This window comes from Streptomyces roseofulvus (assembly GCF_039534915.1).
In the GTDB taxonomy this organism is placed as follows: Bacteria; Actinomycetota; Actinomycetes; order Streptomycetales; family Streptomycetaceae; genus Streptomyces; species Streptomyces roseofulvus.
Genome location: NZ_BAAAWE010000001.1, coordinates 3,240,115 through 3,256,579, shown reverse-complemented (window position 1 = coordinate 3,256,579; position 16,465 = coordinate 3,240,115). Strand labels below are relative to the sequence as shown.

10 protein-coding genes are annotated in these 16,465 nt (G+C 75.1%); 4 read left to right on the top strand and 6 right to left on the bottom strand.

Annotated elements, in window-relative coordinates; translation table 11 throughout:
• Positions 1–46 precede the first annotated feature (46 nt).
• The gene (locus ABFY03_RS14955; RefSeq protein WP_346170103.1) at positions 47–643 is read right to left on the bottom strand and encodes an Rv3235 family protein; all 597 of its coding nucleotides are present in this window, start codon (positions 641–643) and stop codon (positions 47–49) included.
• A 215-nt stretch (positions 644–858) separates the two neighbouring features.
• Here ABFY03_RS14955 and ABFY03_RS14950 point away from each other — a divergent pair, with 215 nt between their 5' ends.
• Both ABFY03_RS14950 and ABFY03_RS14945 read left to right on the top strand, forming a co-directional pair.
• A complete protein-coding gene (locus ABFY03_RS14950; protein ID WP_319009406.1) occupies positions 859–1,365 on the top strand; it encodes a DUF6912 family protein in 507 nt (168 codons plus the stop codon).
• A 24-nt stretch (positions 1,366–1,389) separates the two neighbouring features.
• Positions 1,390–2,064, top strand: a complete 675-nt coding sequence (locus tag ABFY03_RS14945) for an HAD family hydrolase (protein ID WP_319009405.1) — start codon at positions 1,390–1,392, stop codon at positions 2,062–2,064.
• A 44-nt stretch (positions 2,065–2,108) separates the two neighbouring features.
• Here the strand turns inward: ABFY03_RS14945 and ABFY03_RS14940 are convergent, their stop codons facing one another.
• Positions 2,109–2,663: a DJ-1/PfpI family protein gene (locus ABFY03_RS14940; RefSeq protein WP_319009404.1), complete on the bottom strand. Its 555-nt coding sequence runs from the start codon at positions 2,661–2,663 to the stop codon at positions 2,109–2,111.
• Between the two features lie 420 nt (positions 2,664–3,083).
• Between ABFY03_RS14940 and ABFY03_RS14935 the strand changes: the two genes are divergently transcribed.
• Positions 3,084–8,045 (top strand): NAD-glutamate dehydrogenase, encoded by a 4,962-nt coding sequence (locus ABFY03_RS14935; protein WP_346170102.1) that lies wholly within the window; start codon positions 3,084–3,086, stop codon positions 8,043–8,045.
• A gap of 54 nt (positions 8,046–8,099) precedes the next feature.
• Here ABFY03_RS14935 and ABFY03_RS14930 read toward each other — a convergent pair whose 3' ends face one another.
• The 3 genes from ABFY03_RS14930 to ABFY03_RS14920 form a co-directional block, all read right to left on the bottom strand.
• Positions 8,100–9,410: a glycosyltransferase 87 family protein gene (locus ABFY03_RS14930; RefSeq protein ID WP_386723707.1), complete on the bottom strand. Its 1,311-nt coding sequence runs from the start codon at positions 9,408–9,410 to the stop codon at positions 8,100–8,102.
• Between the two features lie 80 nt (positions 9,411–9,490).
• Positions 9,491–10,267, bottom strand: a complete 777-nt coding sequence (locus ABFY03_RS14925; RefSeq protein WP_346170101.1) for an ABC transporter ATP-binding protein — start codon at positions 10,265–10,267, stop codon at positions 9,491–9,493.
• Positions 10,260–11,195, bottom strand: coding sequence for an ABC transporter permease (locus ABFY03_RS14920; protein ID WP_386723706.1), 936 nt, complete (start codon positions 11,193–11,195; stop codon positions 10,260–10,262). Before ABFY03_RS14920 ends, ABFY03_RS14925 begins: the two co-directional genes overlap by 8 nt.
• A 201-nt stretch (positions 11,196–11,396) precedes the next feature.
• On the opposite strand from ABFY03_RS14920, the gene ABFY03_RS14915 reads away from it, so the two are divergent.
• Entirely contained in the window at positions 11,397–12,011 is a 615-nt protein-coding gene (locus tag ABFY03_RS14915; RefSeq protein ID WP_319009401.1) for a TetR/AcrR family transcriptional regulator, read from the top strand.
• Between the two features lie 33 nt (positions 12,012–12,044).
• Here the strand turns inward: ABFY03_RS14915 and ABFY03_RS14910 are convergent, their stop codons facing one another.
• Entirely contained in the window at positions 12,045–15,992 is a 3,948-nt protein-coding gene (locus tag ABFY03_RS14910) for an FHA domain-containing protein (RefSeq protein ID WP_346170100.1), read from the bottom strand.
• Positions 15,993–16,465: the final 473 nt, after the last annotated feature.

The following is a 16,465-nucleotide window of genomic DNA, read 5'->3' as shown; positions in this document are numbered from 1 at the left end:
TGAGCTGGTGAAGGGCCCTGCCGGAGTTGTCCGGCGGGGCCCTTCGTCATGGCTGGGGGCCGCCGCCGACCAGTCGGCCGAGGCCGTCCAGCTCGACGGCGGCGCACCGCCAGCGGTGGTCGGGGCCGCGCTCCAGGCGGAAGGCGAGGGCGCGGACGCGGTGCCCCGCGGCCAGGGAGGCGAAGACCTCCAGGACGGTGTCCCCGGAGTGCGGCTGCGCGGCGCAGCGGCGCAGCACGGGCCGGGGCCCCGGGCCCCGGGACGGTGCCCGGGGCGCGAGCCGCACCAGCTGCTCGTACGCCTCCCCGACGGTCAGCCCCAGCATCGAGTGCACCGGCCGCTCCCCGCTGAGCACCGCGACCAGCCGCTCGGCGAAGGCCGTGTGCACGGGGAGCGTGCGGCGGGCGGCTCCGCCCGGGCGTCCGTGCCGGGCGCGGGCGACGGCGGTGCGAGCGGCGCCCGCGCGGGCCTGGGCGGGGACGGTGGGCCGGGGCCTGCTCGTCGTCGTCCCGGCGGGCGCGGGGCGCCCGCAGCCGCCGGCCGGGTCCGGCGCGGACACCGAGGCGCGGGGGACGCCGGTGGGGCCGTGCGGGCCGTCCGGGGCGGCCGCCGGGGCCGGGGCGGGCGCGGGGTGCTGAGGCATGGGGATCCCTTCGGAGGCCGGTGCGTACCGGTCGGTAACTTCTTGTCGGGGATCTTGTATCGAGGCGCCCTGCGGGCGTGCAAGAGCACAGCGTGCCGTGGTGTGTACGCAGGGTGATTCGCCTATCCGGGTGATGAGGGTCCACGGGTGGACATCCCGGGGCGGCGGGGCCGGACGTATCCTGAGGGCGTTTCCGACTACGAAAGCGGCCAGCCATGCGCGTGTACGTTCCTCTGACCCTTCCCGGTCTCGCACAGGCGCACAAGGCGGGCGAGCTCGGGCCCGGCCCGCTGACCGCCTACGCCGTCACGCCCGCGCTGCGCGAGTGGTACGTCTCCGACGACATCGAGGAGCTGGAGTACGCGGCGCTCAGCCGCGCCGCCGCCGCCTCGCTGCGGCTCGTCGCGGGCGACCCCGAGGCGCCGCGGCGCCGGGTGGTCGTCGCCGTCGACATCGCCGACCGGGACGCCACCGTCGACCCGGACCGCGGGCTCGACGCCGGCGCGATCGGCGAGGTGCGGATCGCCGGCGCCGTGGCCCTCGCCAAGGCCGCCGCCGTGCACGCCGACGCGGACGACGCCGAGGCCGACGTCACCGCCGCGGCCGCCGCGCTCGGCGCCGCCGACCAGGGCGACGACGACGCCCAGTTCGTCGTGGACGGGGCCGAGGACCACGAGCTGCTCTGGTTCGGGGTGCAGGAGATCCCCTCCCTGCTCGGCTGAGGCCGCGGCCTGTACCGTCGCTCCATGGGGAAGCACTTGGGGAAGCACCGCACGGGCAAGCACCTGGTCTGGGACTGGAACGGCACCCTGCTCGACGACATCGCCGCCGTCATCGGCGCCACCAACGCGGCCTTCGCGGAGCTGGGCCTCGAACCGATCACGCTGGAGCGGTACCGCGAGCTGTACACCGTCCCGGTGCCGAAGTTCTACGAGCGGCTGATGGGCCGGCTGCCCACCGACGCCGAATGGCTCCTGATGGACGGGACCTTCCACCGCCACTACTGGGAGCGGGCGGAGGGCTGCGGGCTGACCGCGGGCGCCGCCGAGCTGCTCGCCGACCGGCAGGCCGCCGGGGGCACCCAGTCGCTGCTCTCGCTCGCGCCGCACGCCGAGCTGCTGCCGCTGGTGCGGCGGCACGGGATCGCGGAGCGGTTCGTCCGGGTCGACGGGCGCCCCGACCGCTCCACGGACGGCAAGTCCGGGCACATGGTGCGCCACCTGGAGGCCCTCGCCGTGCCCGCCGAGCGGATCGTCGTCATCGGCGACGCCGCGGACGACGCGGTGGCCGCCGCGCACGTCGGTGCGAAGGCCGTGCTCTTCACCGGCGGCTCGCACAGCCGGACCTCGCTGGAGCGGGTCGGGGTGCCGGTCGTGGACTCCCTGGAGGAGGCCGTCGCCGTCGCGGAGGAGCTGGCCTAGCGCGAGGTGTACGGGGGCGGACCGCCGGACCGCCCCCGCCGGGCTCAGCCCTTCGCGCGCAGCACCTTCAGGAACTCGCGCATCCACGTCGGGTGGTCCGGCCAGGCGCGTGAGGAGACGAGCAGCCCGTCGACGACCGCGGCCGAGTCCTGGAAGTCGGCGCCCGCCGCCTGCATGTCCAGTTCCAGGGCCGGGTACGCGGTGACCCGGCGGCCCTCCAGACCGCCGACCGCCGCCGTCAGCAGCGGGCCGTGGCAGATCTGCGCCACCGGCTTGTCCGCGTCGAAGAAGGACTTCAGGATCTTGCGCAGCTCCGGGTCGTTGCGCAGGTACTCAGGGGCGCGCCCGCCCGGGATCACCACGGCCGCGTACTCGCCCGGGTCGACCTCGGAGAAGGCGAGGTCGGCGGGCCAGGTGTAGCCCGGCTTCTCCGTGTACGTGTCGTAGCCGGGCTCGAAGTCGTGGACCACGAACCGCAGCTGTTTGCGCGCCGGAGCGGCGATGTCGACCTCGTACCCCTCTTCGAGCAGCCGCTGGTACGGGTACAACACCTCCAGGGACTCGGCCGCGTCCCCTGTCACGATCAAGATCTTCGCCATGGCTCTCCCGGTCTGGGCGATGGGCATCCGTCGTCGTGCTCGCGTCCACGCTGCACCGTTCCGCGCGATCCGCCAAGAGTGCATGTGTCGCTGTCCAGAACGTCAAACTTCCACCCCCGCTTTTGTACACATACGGCTCATGACGGGGCAGGGGGCTTGAGCGATAGGCTTTTCCCGTGATCAGCGCGATACGCCGCGGGGGCAGTGCGGCCCCCGGCTGCCGCCCGGTCCGCTCACGCGGCCGGGCCGCCCGTGCGTTCGCCGATCCCCTCCGTCCGGAATCGCCGCTCACCGTGGCCGGTTTCCATCCGGATATCTCCCACCCGGGCATAACGTCTCCCTCGACCGGAATCACCGCGTCGTGGCGTTCTGCCCTACCCACCGACGTCACGCAACGGCGCGCGACAGGAGTCAGAGGACATGCAGACCAAGCTGGACGAAGCAAAGGCCGAGCTGCTCGAGAGGGCCGCCCGCGTAGCTGAGCACAGCCCGGTCGGGGGGCGACTTCCGACGGGCCCGGAGGGCGAGCGCCCGGACCGGGACACCGTGCTCGACTACCTCCAGCGCTACTACCTGCACACCGCCCCCGAGGACCTCACCGACCGCGACCCGGACGACGTCTTCGGCGCCGCGCTGTCCCACTACCGGCTCGCGGAGAACCGCCCCCAGGGCACCGCGAACGTCCGCGTGCACACCCCGACGGTCGAGGAGAACGGCTGGACCAGCAGCCACTCCGTCGTCGAGGTCGTCACCGACGACATGCCGTTCCTCGTGGACTCCGTCACCAACGAGCTCTCCCGCCAGGGCCGCGGCATCCACGTCGTGATCCACCCGCAGGTCCTCGTCCGCCGCGACATCACCGGCAAGCTCATCGAGGTCCTCTCCACCCAGATCCACGGCGAGCTGCCGCACGACGCGCTCCCCGAGTCCTGGATCCACGTCGAGATCGACCGCGAGACCGACCGCGCCGACCTCAAGCAGATCACCTCGGACCTCCTCCGCGTCCTCTCCGACGTCCGCGAGACCGTCGAGGACTGGGAGAAGATGCGCGACGCCGCGCTGCGCATCGCCGACGGCCTGCCCGCCGAGCCCACCGCCTCCGACCTGCGGCCCACCGAGGTCGAGGAGGCCCAGGAGCTGCTGCGCTGGCTCGCCGACGACCACTTCACCTTCCTCGGCTACCGCGAGTACGAGCTCGTCGACGGCGACGCGCTCGCCGCCGTGCCCGGCACCGGCCTCGGCATCCTGCGCTCCGACCCGCACCACACCGACGGCGAGTCCGGCCACCACGCCCACCCCGTCTCCCCGTCCTTCAGCCGGCTGCCCGCCGACGCCCGCGCCAAGGCCCGCGAGCACAAGCTGCTCATCCTGACCAAGGCCAACAGCCGCGCGACCGTCCACCGCCCCTCGTACCTCGACTACGTCGGCGTGAAGAAGTTCGACGCCGACGGCAACGTCATCGGCGAGCGCCGCTTCCTCGGCCTCTTCTCGTCCGCCGCGTACACCGAGTCGGTGCGCCGCGTCCCCGTCGTCAAGCGCAAGGTCCAGGAGGTGCTGGCCGGCGCCGGCTTCTCCCCGAACAGCCACGACGGCCGCGACCTGCTCCAGATCCTGGAGACCTACCCGCGCGACGAGCTGTTCCAGACCCCGGTCGACCAGCTCCGCTCCATCGTCACCAGCGTCCTGTACCTCCAGGAGCGGCGCCGGCTGCGGCTCTACCTGCGCCAGGACGAGTACGGCCGCTACTACTCGGCCCTCGTCTACCTGCCGCGCGACCGCTACACCACCCGCGTCCGGCTGCGGATCATCGACATCCTCAAGGAGGAGCTGAACGGCACCTCCGTCGACTTCACGGCCTGGAACACCGAGTCGATCCTCTCCCGCCTCCACTTCGTCATCCGCGTCGAGCCCGGCACCGTCCTCGCCGCCCTCACCGACGCCGACGTGGACCGCATCGAGGCCCGGCTCGTCGAGGCCGCCCGCTCCTGGGCCGACGGCTTCGGCGAGGCCCTCAACGCCGAGTTCGGCGAGGAGCGCGCCGCCGAGCTGCTGCGCCGCTACGGCAACGCCTTCTCCGAGGGCTACAAGGCCGACCACTCGCCGCGCGCCGCCGTCGCCGACCTGGTCCGCATGGAGGCCCTCGCCGCCAGCGGCAAGGACTTCGCGCTCTCCCTGTACGAGCCCGTCGCCGCCGGCCCCGGCGAGCGCCGCTTCAAGATCTACAAGACCGGCGACCAGATCTCCCTCTCCGCCGTCCTCCCGGTCCTCAACCGGCTCGGCGTCGAGGTCACCGACGAGCGTCCGTACGAGCTCCGCTGCGCCGACCGCACCCACGCCTGGATCTACGACTTCGGCCTGCGGATGCCCGCGCCCACCGGCAACGGCGGCGACTACGTCGGCGACGACGCCCGCGAGCGCTTCCAGGACGCCTTCGCGGCCACCTGGACCGGCGAGGCCGAGAACGACAACTTCAACTCCCTCGTCCTCTCCGCCGGGCTCACCTGGCGCGAGGCGATGGTGCTGCGCGCCTACGCCAAGTACCTGCGCCAGGCCGGCTCCACCTTCAGCCAGGACTACATGGAGGACACCCTCCGCAATAACGTCCACACCACGCGGCTGCTGGTCTCCCTCTTCGAGGCCCGGATGGCCCCGGGCCGGCAGCGCGCCGGCACCGAGCTCATCGACGGCATCCTGGAGGAGCTGGACGGCGCCCTCGACCAGGTCGCGAGCCTGGACGAGGACCGGATCCTGCGGTCCTTCCTCACCGTCATCAAGGCGACCCTGCGGACCAACTTCTTCCAGAAGTCGAGCGACGGCCGACAGCACTCCTACGTGTCGATGAAGTTCGACCCGCAGGCCATCCCCGACCTGCCGGCCCCGCGCCCCGCCTTCGAGATCTGGGTGTACTCGCCCCGCGTCGAGGGCGTCCACCTGCGCTTCGGCAAGGTCGCCCGAGGCGGTCTGCGCTGGTCCGACCGGCGCGAGGACTTCCGTACCGAGATCCTCGGCCTGGTCAAGGCGCAGATGGTGAAGAACACCGTCATCGTGCCCGTCGGCGCCAAGGGCGGCTTCGTCGCCAAGCAGCTCCCGGACCCCGCCGTGGACCGGGACGCCTGGCTGGCCGAGGGCATCGCCTCGTACAAGACCTTCATCTCGGCCCTGCTCGACATCACCGACAACATGGTCGCCGGCGAGGTCGTGCCCCCGGTCGACGTGGTCCGCCACGACGAGGACGACACTTACCTCGTCGTCGCCGCCGACAAGGGCACCGCCACCTTCTCCGACATCGCCAACGGCGTCGCGGAGGAGTACGGCTTCTGGCTCGGCGACGCCTTCGCCTCCGGCGGCTCCGCCGGCTACGACCACAAGGGCATGGGCATCACCGCCCGCGGCGCCTGGGAGTCCGTCAAGCGGCACTTCCGCGAGCTGGGCCACGACACCCAGACCGAGGACTTCACCGTCGTCGGCGTCGGCGACATGTCCGGCGACGTCTTCGGCAACGGCATGCTGCTCTCCGAGCACATCCGCCTCGTGGCCGCCTTCGACCACCGCCACATCTTCATCGACCCGAACCCGGACGCGGCCACCTCGTACGCCGAGCGCCGCCGCCTCTTCGACCTGCCCCGCTCCTCCTGGGCGGACTACGACACCTCGCTGCTCTCCGCGGGCGGCGGCGTCCACCCCCGTACCGCCAAGTCGATCCCGGTCAACGCCCACATGCGGGCCGCGCTCGGCATCGACGAGGGCGTCACCAAGCTGACGCCGGCCGAGCTGATGAAGGCCGTCCTCCAGGCCCCCGTGGACCTGCTGTGGAACGGCGGCATCGGCACCTACGTGAAGTCGTCCGTCGAGTCCAACGCCGAGGTCGGCGACAAGGCCAACGACGCCATCCGCGTCGACGGCCAGGACGTCCGCGCCAAGGTCGTGGGCGAGGGCGGCAACCTCGGCGCCACCCAGCTCGGCCGCATCGAGTTCGCCCGCGCCGGCGGCCCCGACCGCACCGGCGGCAAGATCAACACCGACGCCATCGACAACAGTGCCGGCGTCGACACCTCCGACCACGAGGTCAACATCAAGATCCTGCTCAACGGGCTCGTCGCCGAGGGCGACATGACCGTCAAGCAGCGCAACAAGATCCTCGCCGAGATGACCGACGAGGTCGGCCGGCTCGTGCTGCGCAACAACTACGCGCAGAACACCGCCCTCGCCAACGCCGTCGACCAGTCGCCGTCCCTGCTCCACGCCCACCAGCGCTTCATGCGCCGCCTGGGCCGCGACGGGGCGCTCGACCGCCAGCTGGAGTTCCTGCCCAACGACCGGCAGATCCGCGAGCTGCTCAACAACGAGAAGGGCCTCAGCCAGCCCGAGCTCGCCGTCCTCCTCGCGTACACCAAGATCACGGTGGCCGACGAGCTGATCGGCACGGAGCTGCCCGACGACCCGTACCTGGCGGGCCTGCTCCACGCCTACTTCCCGACGCTGCTGCGCGAGAAGTTCGGCGAGGCCGTCGACGGGCACGCGCTGCGCCGCGAGATCATCACCACCGTCCTGGTCAACGACACCGTCAACACCGGCGGCTCGACCTTCCTGCACCGCCTCCGCGAGGAGACCGGCGCGTCGCTGGAGGAGATCGTGCGGGCGCAGACCGCGGCCCGGGCCATCTTCCGGCTCGGCGACGTCTGGGACGCCGTCGAGGCCCTGGACAACAAGGTCCCGGCCGAGGTCCAGACCCGGATGCGGCTGCACTCCCGCCGGCTCGTCGAGCGCGGCACCCGCTGGCTGCTCAACAACCGGCCGCAGCCGCTCGCGATCGGCGAGACCATCGACTTCTTCGCGGAGCGGGTCGAGCAGGTCTGGGAGCGCCTGCCGGAGCTGCTGCGCGGCGCGGACCAGGAGTGGTACCGCTCGATCCTCGACGAGCTGACCGGCTTCGGCGTCCCGGAGGAGCTGGCCGTGCGCGTCGCGGGCTTCTCGTCCGCCTTCCCGACGCTCGACATCGTCGCGATCGCCGACCGCATCGAGAAGGACCCGCTGGCCGTCGCCGAGGTCTACTACGACCTGGCCGACCGGCTGAAGATCACCAGCCTGATGGACCGGATCATCGAGCTGCCGCGGGCCGACCGCTGGCAGTCCATGGCCCGCGCCTCCATCCGCGAGGACCTCTTCGCCGCCCACGCGGCGCTGACCTCGGACGTCCTGGTCGCCGGCAACGGCACCTCCACGCCGGAGGAGCGCTTCAAGGCGTGGGAGGAGAAGAACGCCGCGATCCTGGGCCGCGCCCGGACGACCCTGGACGAGATCCAGGGCTCGGACACCTTCGACCTGGCGAACCTGTCGGTCGCCATGCGGACGATGCGGACGCTGCTGCGCACGCACAGCTAGTCGCCCCGTGCGGTGAGGAAGCCCCGTCGGACTGCCCGTCCGGCGGGGCTTCGGCTATTCCCGTACGGGGGTGACCGTGGCCCGCCACAGGCGGAGGGCGGCGACGGCGGCCGCGGCGAGGAGGAGGCCGTTGCGCAGCACCATGACCGTCACGCCGAGCGGGGTGCCGGCGACGACGTCGGCGTAGAGGACCGGGTACGCGAGGGAGCTGAGCGCCGCCGCGGGGAGCAGGAGCAGGGCGACCGGCCGCATCACCGTACGGCGGGAGGTCAGGCAGACGGCGGCGAGGCCGAGCAGCCAGACCAGGTACTGGGGGCTGATCACCCGGCTCGTCACGGTGAGGAGCAGCACGGCGGCGAGGGCCGCGTCGAGCGGGGTGGCCTCGGTCCAGCGGGTGGCGCGGAGCCGCCAGAACACCAGCGAGAGGACGGCGGCGACGGTCAGCAGCAGGAAGAGGTGGCCGAGGGTGGAGACGTACGGGCCCACGTACTCGTAGGCCCCGTAGCGGATCTCCGCCGACCCGGGCCACAGTCCGGCCGCGCGGGCGGCGGCCAGCGCGGTGCCGCCCACGGACTCGACCTGGATGCCCCGGGCGCCCTGCCCGCGCAGGAAGCCGAGCGGGCCGGAGAAGCCGAGCGCGAGCACCGCGAGCAGGGCGCCGGTGGTGACGGCGGCGGCCGTCCACGCCTCGCGGGTGGTACGGCCCCGGGGCGTGCCGATCAGCGCGAGCGCCGGCCACACCTTCACCAGCGCGCCGAGCCCGGCGAGCGCGCCGCCGAGCCGGTGGCCGGCGGGGGAGCGGCCCTTGAGGAACAGCAGCGCGAGGACGGCGAGGGCGGTGGCCTGCACGTCGTACCGGGCGAGCGGCAGGTGGAGGAGGAGCGGCAGGGCGCAGACCCAGTACCAGGCGCCGTGGGTGAGCCGGGAGCGGTCGGCGACGGCGAGCCCGAGGGTGACGGCGGCGTCGGCGAGCAGGGTCAGGACGACGAACGCCTGGGTGTAGCCGAGCCAGGGCATCAGCAGCCCCGGTGCCGTGATCGCGAGGGCGGCGCCCGGCGGGTACTGCCAGGCGGGGTCGGCGGGCGGGAAGGTGCCGTCGGCGAAGAGGCCGTACCAGTGGCGGTAGAGGAGCTGGACCTCGTGGCCGACCCCGCCGACGCCGAGGCCGTCGCTCGCGAGCAGCGCCAGCATGCCCAGGCGCGTGACCAGCCAGACGGCGGCCAGCGCGAGGACCGGGCCGCTCCCGACGGTGACGAAGGTGGCGGACGTGAAGGTGTCCGACTCGAAGGGCGAGCGGGTGAGGGAGGGGGGTGCGGGGGCGGTCGGGCCGGAGGCGCGGGAGCGAGGGCGGTCTGGCGTCGTCACGCTCCGACCGTAGGGCGATAGATGGGTGTTTGCCCTGTTTTATCGGCTGGATGGAGCCGGTCGGCGGTCGCTTCCGGGCGTCAGGTGCGGGGGCCGGCGGGGGTTTCCGTGCGGGTGGACTCCTCGTACGCCGTCACCACCTCGTCCGCCGGGCCGTCCAGCCGCAGCGTCCCCGCCTCCAGCCAGAGGGCGCGGTCGCAGGTCTGCCGGATGGCCGTGGCGGAGTGGGCGACGAGGAAGACCGTGCCGGCCGCGGCCCGCAGTTCGTCGATCCGGCGGCGGCTGCGGCGCCGGAAGTCGGCGTCGCCGGTGGCGAGGGCCTCGTCGATGAGGAGCACGTCGTGGCCGCGGGTGGCCGCGGAGATGGCGAAGCGGAGGCGGGCGCCCATGCCGGAGGAGTAGGTGCGCATGGGACGGGAGAGCGGGTCGTCGTCCTCGCGGCCGGGTCGCCTCAGTCCCGAGAAGTCGACGATCTCGTCGTACCGGGACGCGACCTCCCTACGGCTCATGCCCAGGGCGAGGCCGCCCAGGACCACGTTCCGCTCGCCGGAGAGGTCGTTCATGAGGGCCGCGTCGACGCCGAGGAGGGCGGGGCGGCCGCGGGTGTAGAGAGTGCCGCTCTCTGTCGCCTGAAGGCCGGCGATGGCCTTCAGGAGGGTGGACTTCCCCGATCCGTTCGAACCGATCAGGCCGATGGCCTCGCCGCGCCGGGCGACGAAGGACACGCCCTTCACGGCGTGCACCCGGCGGCTGCCGCCGGGGCCGGTCGGCACGGTGTACGCGATGTGGACGCGGTCGGCGATGACGGTGGGGTCGCCCGGCGCCTTCGCGGCGTGGGTCGTTCGCTCGTCAGCCACGGCCGTACGTCTCCTCCGCCTTCCAGAACCACACGAAGCCGCCGACGAAGGCGAGCGCCGCCCAGCCGGCGGCCAGCGCCCACACGTGGGGCGGCAGGTTGTCCGCGGTGAAGCTGCCGACGAGGGCGAAGCGGACGAGGTCGATGTAGACCGCCGCCGGATTGCACTGGAGGGCGAGGACCAGCCAGTCCGGGAAGCGGCCGCTCGACGCCATGGAGCCGATCGACCACATGACGCCGGAGACGTACATCCAGGTGCGCAGCACGAACGGCATCAGCTGGCTGATGTCCGGGGTGCGGGCGGCGAGCCGGGCGAGCGCGAGCGAGACGCCGGCGCTGAAGAGGGCCTGGAGTGCGATCGCCGGCACCGCGAGCAGCCAGCTCCAGGTGGGGAACTCGCCGAAGCAGAGCAGGATCACGACGAGCGCGGCGAGCGACAGCAGCAGTTGCTGGAGCTGGAGCAGCGCGAGGGAGAGCGGCAGGCTCGCGCGGGGGAAGTGCAGGGCGCGGACCAGGCCGAGGTTGCCGCTGACGGCGCGGGTGCCGGCGGTCAGCGTGTTGGCGGTGAAGGTCCACACGAACACGCCGGTCAGGAGGAAGGGGAGGTAGTCCGGGACGCCGTGCTGGACGTTCATCAGGACGCCGAACATCAGGTAGTACACGGCCGCGTTGAGCAGCGGGGTCATCAGCTGCCACAGCTGGCCGAGCCGGGCCTGGCTGTACTGCGCGGTCAGCCGGGCGGTCGCGAAGGCGGCGATGAAGTCACGCCGGGCCCAGAGCTGCCGGACGTAGGCGGGGAGCGGCGGCCGGGCGCCGCTGACGGAGAGTCCGTGCCGGCGGGCGAGGGCCTGGAGGTCCTCGTCGGGGGCCTGTCGCGGGGGCTGGGTGGTGGCGGTGGCGGTCGGCGGCGGGGGCAGTGTCAGGGTCACGTGCGGGCGCTTTCGACGGAGGGCGGGGCGCGGGGTGTGAGGGTCCGGGCGCGGGGGTTTCCGTACGGGGGCGATCCGGTGCGGCGAGACGCGTGCGTTGCGTCGGGACGGAACCGTATCGTCGTGGAAGCGAGACTAGGCCGCGGTGACGTCGGAACGCAACCGTATCGTCGTGACGTCGCCGTTGGTTAGGATGCGGGGATGAGCACTCCCACCCCGCGTCGCGCTCCCGCCGGAGCCGCCGTGCTCCGCGAGGACGTCACCGAGGCCATCCGCGCCGCCGTCTTCGAGGAACTGGCCGCCGTCGGCTTCGCCCGGATGTCCATCGAGGGCATCGCGCGCCGCGCCGGGGTCGGGAAGACCGCCGTCTACCGGCGCTGGAAGTCCAAGCTCGCCCTCGTCCTCGACCTGGTCGGCGCCGTCGCGGCACAGGGCCTGCCGGCGCCCGCCACCGGCTCCCTGGAGGAGGACGTACGGGCGCTGCTCACCGTCGCCTCGCACGCGCTGCGCCACCCGATCGCCTCGCAGGTCATCCCCGAGCTCCTCGTCGAGGCCGCGCGGCACCCCGAGATCGCCGAACCGGTCCGCACGGCGCTCCTGGACGGGCAGGAGGGCGTCGTCGCGCAGATCGTCCGCGAGGCGGTGGCCCGCGGCGAACTCCCGGAGGGCACCGACCCCGCCCGCGCCCTCGACCTCGTCGTGGGCCCGCTCTACTGGCGCCTCGTCGTCGTCCGCACGGACCTCCCGAAGGGGTACGTGGACGAACTCACCCGCGCGGCCGTGGCCGGGCTGCGGACGCTGGCGCCCGGGGCGTGAGCCGGGCCTGACGCCGCTCGGGCCGGGCCCGGGTCAGGCGTGGGTGAGCGGCGGGACCGGGGCGGCCTCCACCGAGCGGGCCGCGCGGTCGAGCGCGCTCGCGAGCAGCGCCAGGTCCGTCGGGCCGTTGCCCAGCTCGCGGACCGGGCGACGGGCGGGCGGGTCGCCCATCCGCTCCCACTCCAGCGGGACGACGGTCGGCCGCAGCGTCGCCGTCCGGGGGATCCGGCCGGTGATGCGTCCCGCCTGGAACGGCGTCACCCGCCCGTCCGGATGCCCCAGCCGGCCCCGGCCCGGCGCCGGCACGTCGGGTCCCGGCGCGCTCGCCGGCGCGTCCAGGACCACGCGGAGCCGGGCGCCGTGCGCCAGGTCGGTGTCGACGGTCCGGTCCGGCCGCGCCGAGGTCGCGATCAGATGCACCCCGAGCCGCTCGCCGTGCCGCGCGACCGCCTCCAGGGCCCGGACGACGGACCCGGCGGCGGGCCGCCCCGGCGCGCCGAGGGCGGGGGCCACCAGGGCGTCGAAGTCGTCCACCAGCACGACGAGCCGCGGCAGCGGCACCCGCCCGGCGGCCGCCCGCGGAAGGTGGTCCTCCTCGCTCGCCGGCCGCGGCACGCGCGCGGCGCCCCGCTCGCCGTCCCCGGAGCCCGGGTACGGCGTACGCCCGCTGCCGGCGCCGTGGACATCCCCGGAACCCGGGTACGGAGTCCTGGCGCTCGGCGTCCGCGAGAGGTCGGAGCTGCCCGGGTGCGCGGTCCGGCCGCTCGCCGCGCCCTGGACGTCGCCCGCGCCGGAGGCCGTCCCCGCGCGCGGGGACGCCGTACGGGCGCTCGTGGCGCCCTGGACGTCGCCCGCGCCGGGGTACGCCGTGCGGGCGCTGGGGGTCCGGGAGAGGTCGGAAGCGCCGGGGTACGGGGTGCGGCTGCTCGATGTGCCGGTCACGTCCTCGGTGCCGGGGTAGGCCGTGCGGCCGCTCGCGGCCGCCTGGACGTCCGACGCGCGCGGATGGGCCGTGCGGTGGCTCGTGGCGCCCTGGACGTCGCCGGAGCCGGGGCGGGCCGTCCGGGCGCTCGTGGCGCCCCGCACGTCGCCCGCGCCCGGGTGGGCCGTGCGGGAGCTCGGGGTGGCCCGGAGGTCCTCGGGGGCGGGGAGGGGGTCGTCGGTGCGCAGCGTGCGCCCGCTGCGGCGGGTGGGGAGGTCCGCGGCGCCGCCGCCCAGCCGGCCGTTGAAGGTGGCCGGGAGGTCGCCCACGTGCGCGCGGCCGCCGAGGCGGTCGCTGGGGGTCGACGGCAGCTCGTTTGAGGCGCCGGCCGGGCGGGGGACCCGGCCCGACGGGCGGTCGGCGAGGTCGTCCGCGCCCTGGTACGGCGTGCGGACCCCCGGAGGGCTGTCGCCCACCGCGCCCGCGCCCGTGCGCAGGGTGCGGCCGCTCGGGCGGTCGCCCAGGTCCGACGCGTCGGGGAGCCGGAGGCCCGCGCGGACGCCCTGCGGCACCGCCTCGGCGGGGCTCGCGCCGCGCTGGCCGATCACCGCGCGCGTGCTCCGCCGGTCGGCGAAGTCCGCGTCCCCCAGCAGCTCCGCCCGGCGCTTCAGCTCCGCGCCCAGCGCCTGGGCGAACTCCCGCATCCTGACCGGGTCCGACGCCACCAGGTGCTCGGTGACGTGCGGCAGCTCCGTACAGGCCGCGAGGCCCTCGCCGCGCTCGCCGCCGGCGCCGTCCACCAGGAGCAGCCCGAGCCGGTCCGGGCGGCCGCCGGCCGCGAGGGAGGCGGCGACGGCCCGCAGCAGCTCCGTACGGCCGCTGCCCGCCGGGCCCTCGATCAGCAGGTGCGGGCCCTCCGCCGTGAGGTCCACGGAGAGCGGGCCGCAGGGACCCGCGCCGAGGACGGCCGTGCCCTCCCCGGCGGACGCCCAGCGGGCCATCAGGGACGCGGGCGTGGCCCGGGCCAGGCCCAGCTCGTCCAGGAGCCTGGCCGACGGCGGCAGCGCGGCGGCCCGCCCGGGGGCGGCCGCCGCCGAGTCCGTGCGCAGCGGGGCCAGCGCCCGCCCGAAGCGCTCCGCCCAGGCGACCGAGACCGCGTCCACGATCCCGACGGTGCCGTGGCCCGCGGCCCGGCCGCCGGACGTCCGCAGCAGCCGCAGCGCGGTGGCCACGTCCCCGCTGAGCAGGGCCGCCGCCCCGCACTCGCGGAAGGCGAGGGAGGCCGCGCAGGCCGCCTCGTAGGTGGCGGCGACCGGCGAGGCGGGGGAGGCGGAGGGCGCCTCGGCGAGGCAGATCAGATGGATGCCGGCCGCCGCGCCGGCCCCGGCGAGCCGGGCCACCGTCTCGCGCAGCGCCGCCGTGCCCGGGTCGCCGTCCACGACGACGACCGTCGCCGGGCCCGCGTACCGCGCGGCGGCCTCCGCGACCGCGGACCGGTCCGCGCTGGCCCAGCCGGGCCCGAGCGGCCCGTCGTCGAGGCGCCGGGTCAGCTCGGCCGTACGCGCCTGGGCCTGCTCGCGGTCGTACGCGAGGAGCAGCCGGCAGTCCTGGCCGTGCGCGGGCCGCACGTGCGGGAGCCAGCCGAGCCAGCCCCAGGCCCGCCGCCGCTCCTCCAGGGAACGGTTCCGGTCGGCGCTGACGAGGACGATCTCCAGGTCGGCGGGGGAGTGCAGGGCGGCCAGCTGGGCCACCACGGCCCGCGCCAGCCCGGTCAGCCGCTCCGCCGGCCCGGCCAGGCCGAGCGACCCGGCCTCGCGCAGCCCGACGGTGACGGGGACCCCGGACAGCTCCGCGCGGTCGGCGGTGCCGAGCCGCACCACCAGGGCCTCGGGATGGTCGGCGGCCCGCTCCCACAGGCGCGGGCCGGGGCCGAGCGCGGTCAGCAGGACGGCCGCCGGATCCGGCCAGGTGTCGGGCGCGGCGGCCGGGCCGGGCGCCTCGGACCGGGCCGCGTCGGGGGCGGCCGGGTCCGCCGGGGCGCCGGGCGCGGCCTCCGCCTCGCGGCCGCCCGCGAGGCGCCGCGCCCAGGCGCCGAGCCCGCGCCGACCGGTCCTGCGGGTCATCGGGTCGGCGCTCCCGGGGCTGGTACGGACGCGGCTGTGCGGTTCGCCGCCGTCACCGCCCTCGGGCTCGCGCGCCCGCGCGTGCCCGGCGTCCGGCCACGCGTCGGCCAGGGGCACGCCCTGCGCCGAGCCGTGCGTCTCGGGCCCCTGCCCGGTCCAGGAGGACGACGGGCCGGGCGTGCGGGCCGGAGCCGCGGCGTCCGCGTCCGGCCCGGGGGAGTGGCCGGGCCACGCGTCGGCGTCCGCCTCCGCGGGCGGGGCGGCCTCCGGCAGGGGCACCCGGAGGTGGCCCTCGCCGTCGGGGGCCGTGGGCAGCGTCCCGGGATCCGCCGCGGCTCCGTCGGGGACGGTGAGCCGCAGGGTGGACTCGCCGAGCCGGAGCAGCGCCCCGGGGCGCAGCCGGACCGGGCGCTCGCCGACGGGTGCGCCGTCGAGGATGGTGCCGTTGGTGGAGCCGAGGTCGGCCACGGTGACCCGGCCGTCCGCGGCGACGGTCACCGTGCAGTGCGAGCGGGAGACGTCCGGGTCGTCCAGCGGCACGTCCGCCTCCACGGACCGGCCGACGCGGATCGCCCCGCCGTGCAGCAGGTGCACCCCGCCCGCGTCCGGACCCGCGACCACGTGCAGCCGGGCGGCGGAGGAGGCGGTGGCGGCGAGATCGGCCCGGTCGTCGGGGTCGGGGGCGTTCAGCGCCAGGACCGCGCCGTCGACCAGCGGCGGCTCGCCCAGCACGCAGCGGCGGGCGTCCAGCCGCTCCGCGCCCGCGTACAGCACCGGCGTGCCGGTGCCGGTCGCGTCGGGGCCGGTGACGGCGGTGGCGAGATTCGAGGCCACGGCGGACAGCGCGGTGCCCGCGGGGGCCGTGACGAGCACGTCGCAGGCGCGGCCGGCGCCGTGGCCGGCGTGCGGCGCGAGGACGGTCAGCCGGATCTGCATCGCCGTCAGCGGTCCCTTCTGCGCGACATGCCCGGCAGGGGACCGCCCCGTGTCTCCCCCCACCCGGCACGGACGCGTCGCCCGGTACAGGTCGGCACGGCGCGGGGGCTCCCGGCCCCACCGATGCGACGTGCTGGGGGCATCCTCGCACCTGCGGCCGACAGCCCGCCGCCGGGTCGCCCCGAAGTGATCTTGAACGGTCGTCCGGAGCCGCCGGGTGTGACGCGAAAACGCCAGGTCGTTCCCGGCCTCGGGGCCGGTGCGGCAACCATCCCGGCCGGAGGAGCGTCTTCTTCCGGACAAGTTGGGACGGAATCCGGGTGGGGTTCCGGCCGTGATCACCGGCGGGGCGGACGGCCGCCCCGGACCCCGGCGGCTTCGAACGCCCCAGCGGAAATCGGCCTGTGGACGACCGGGCTGCGACCCGTTCGGCGGCACTAGAGTGGGTCGGACACCCGGACGGGTCACAACAG

What these genes read in the sequence shown, in the direction of transcription:
- ABFY03_RS14940 (WP_319009404.1), bottom strand. Translation starts at nt 2,663, where the DNA reads ATGGCGAAGATCTTGATCGTGACAGGGGACGCGGCCGAGTCCCTGGAG.
- ABFY03_RS14935 (WP_346170102.1), top strand. Translation starts at nt 3,084, where the DNA reads ATGCAGACCAAGCTGGACGAAGCAAAGGCCGAGCTGCTCGAGAGGGCC.
- ABFY03_RS14915 (WP_319009401.1), top strand. Translation starts at nt 11,397, where the DNA reads ATGAGCACTCCCACCCCGCGTCGCGCTCCCGCCGGAGCCGCCGTGCTC.
- ABFY03_RS14910 (WP_346170100.1), bottom strand. Translation starts at nt 15,992, where the DNA reads ATGCAGATCCGGCTGACCGTCCTCGCGCCGCACGCCGGCCACGGCGCC.
- ABFY03_RS14950 (WP_319009406.1), top strand. Translation starts at nt 859, where the DNA reads ATGCGCGTGTACGTTCCTCTGACCCTTCCCGGTCTCGCACAGGCGCAC.
- ABFY03_RS14945 (WP_319009405.1), top strand. Translation starts at nt 1,390, where the DNA reads ATGGGGAAGCACTTGGGGAAGCACCGCACGGGCAAGCACCTGGTCTGG.
- ABFY03_RS14955 (WP_346170103.1), bottom strand. Translation starts at nt 643, where the DNA reads ATGCCTCAGCACCCCGCGCCCGCCCCGGCCCCGGCGGCCGCCCCGGAC.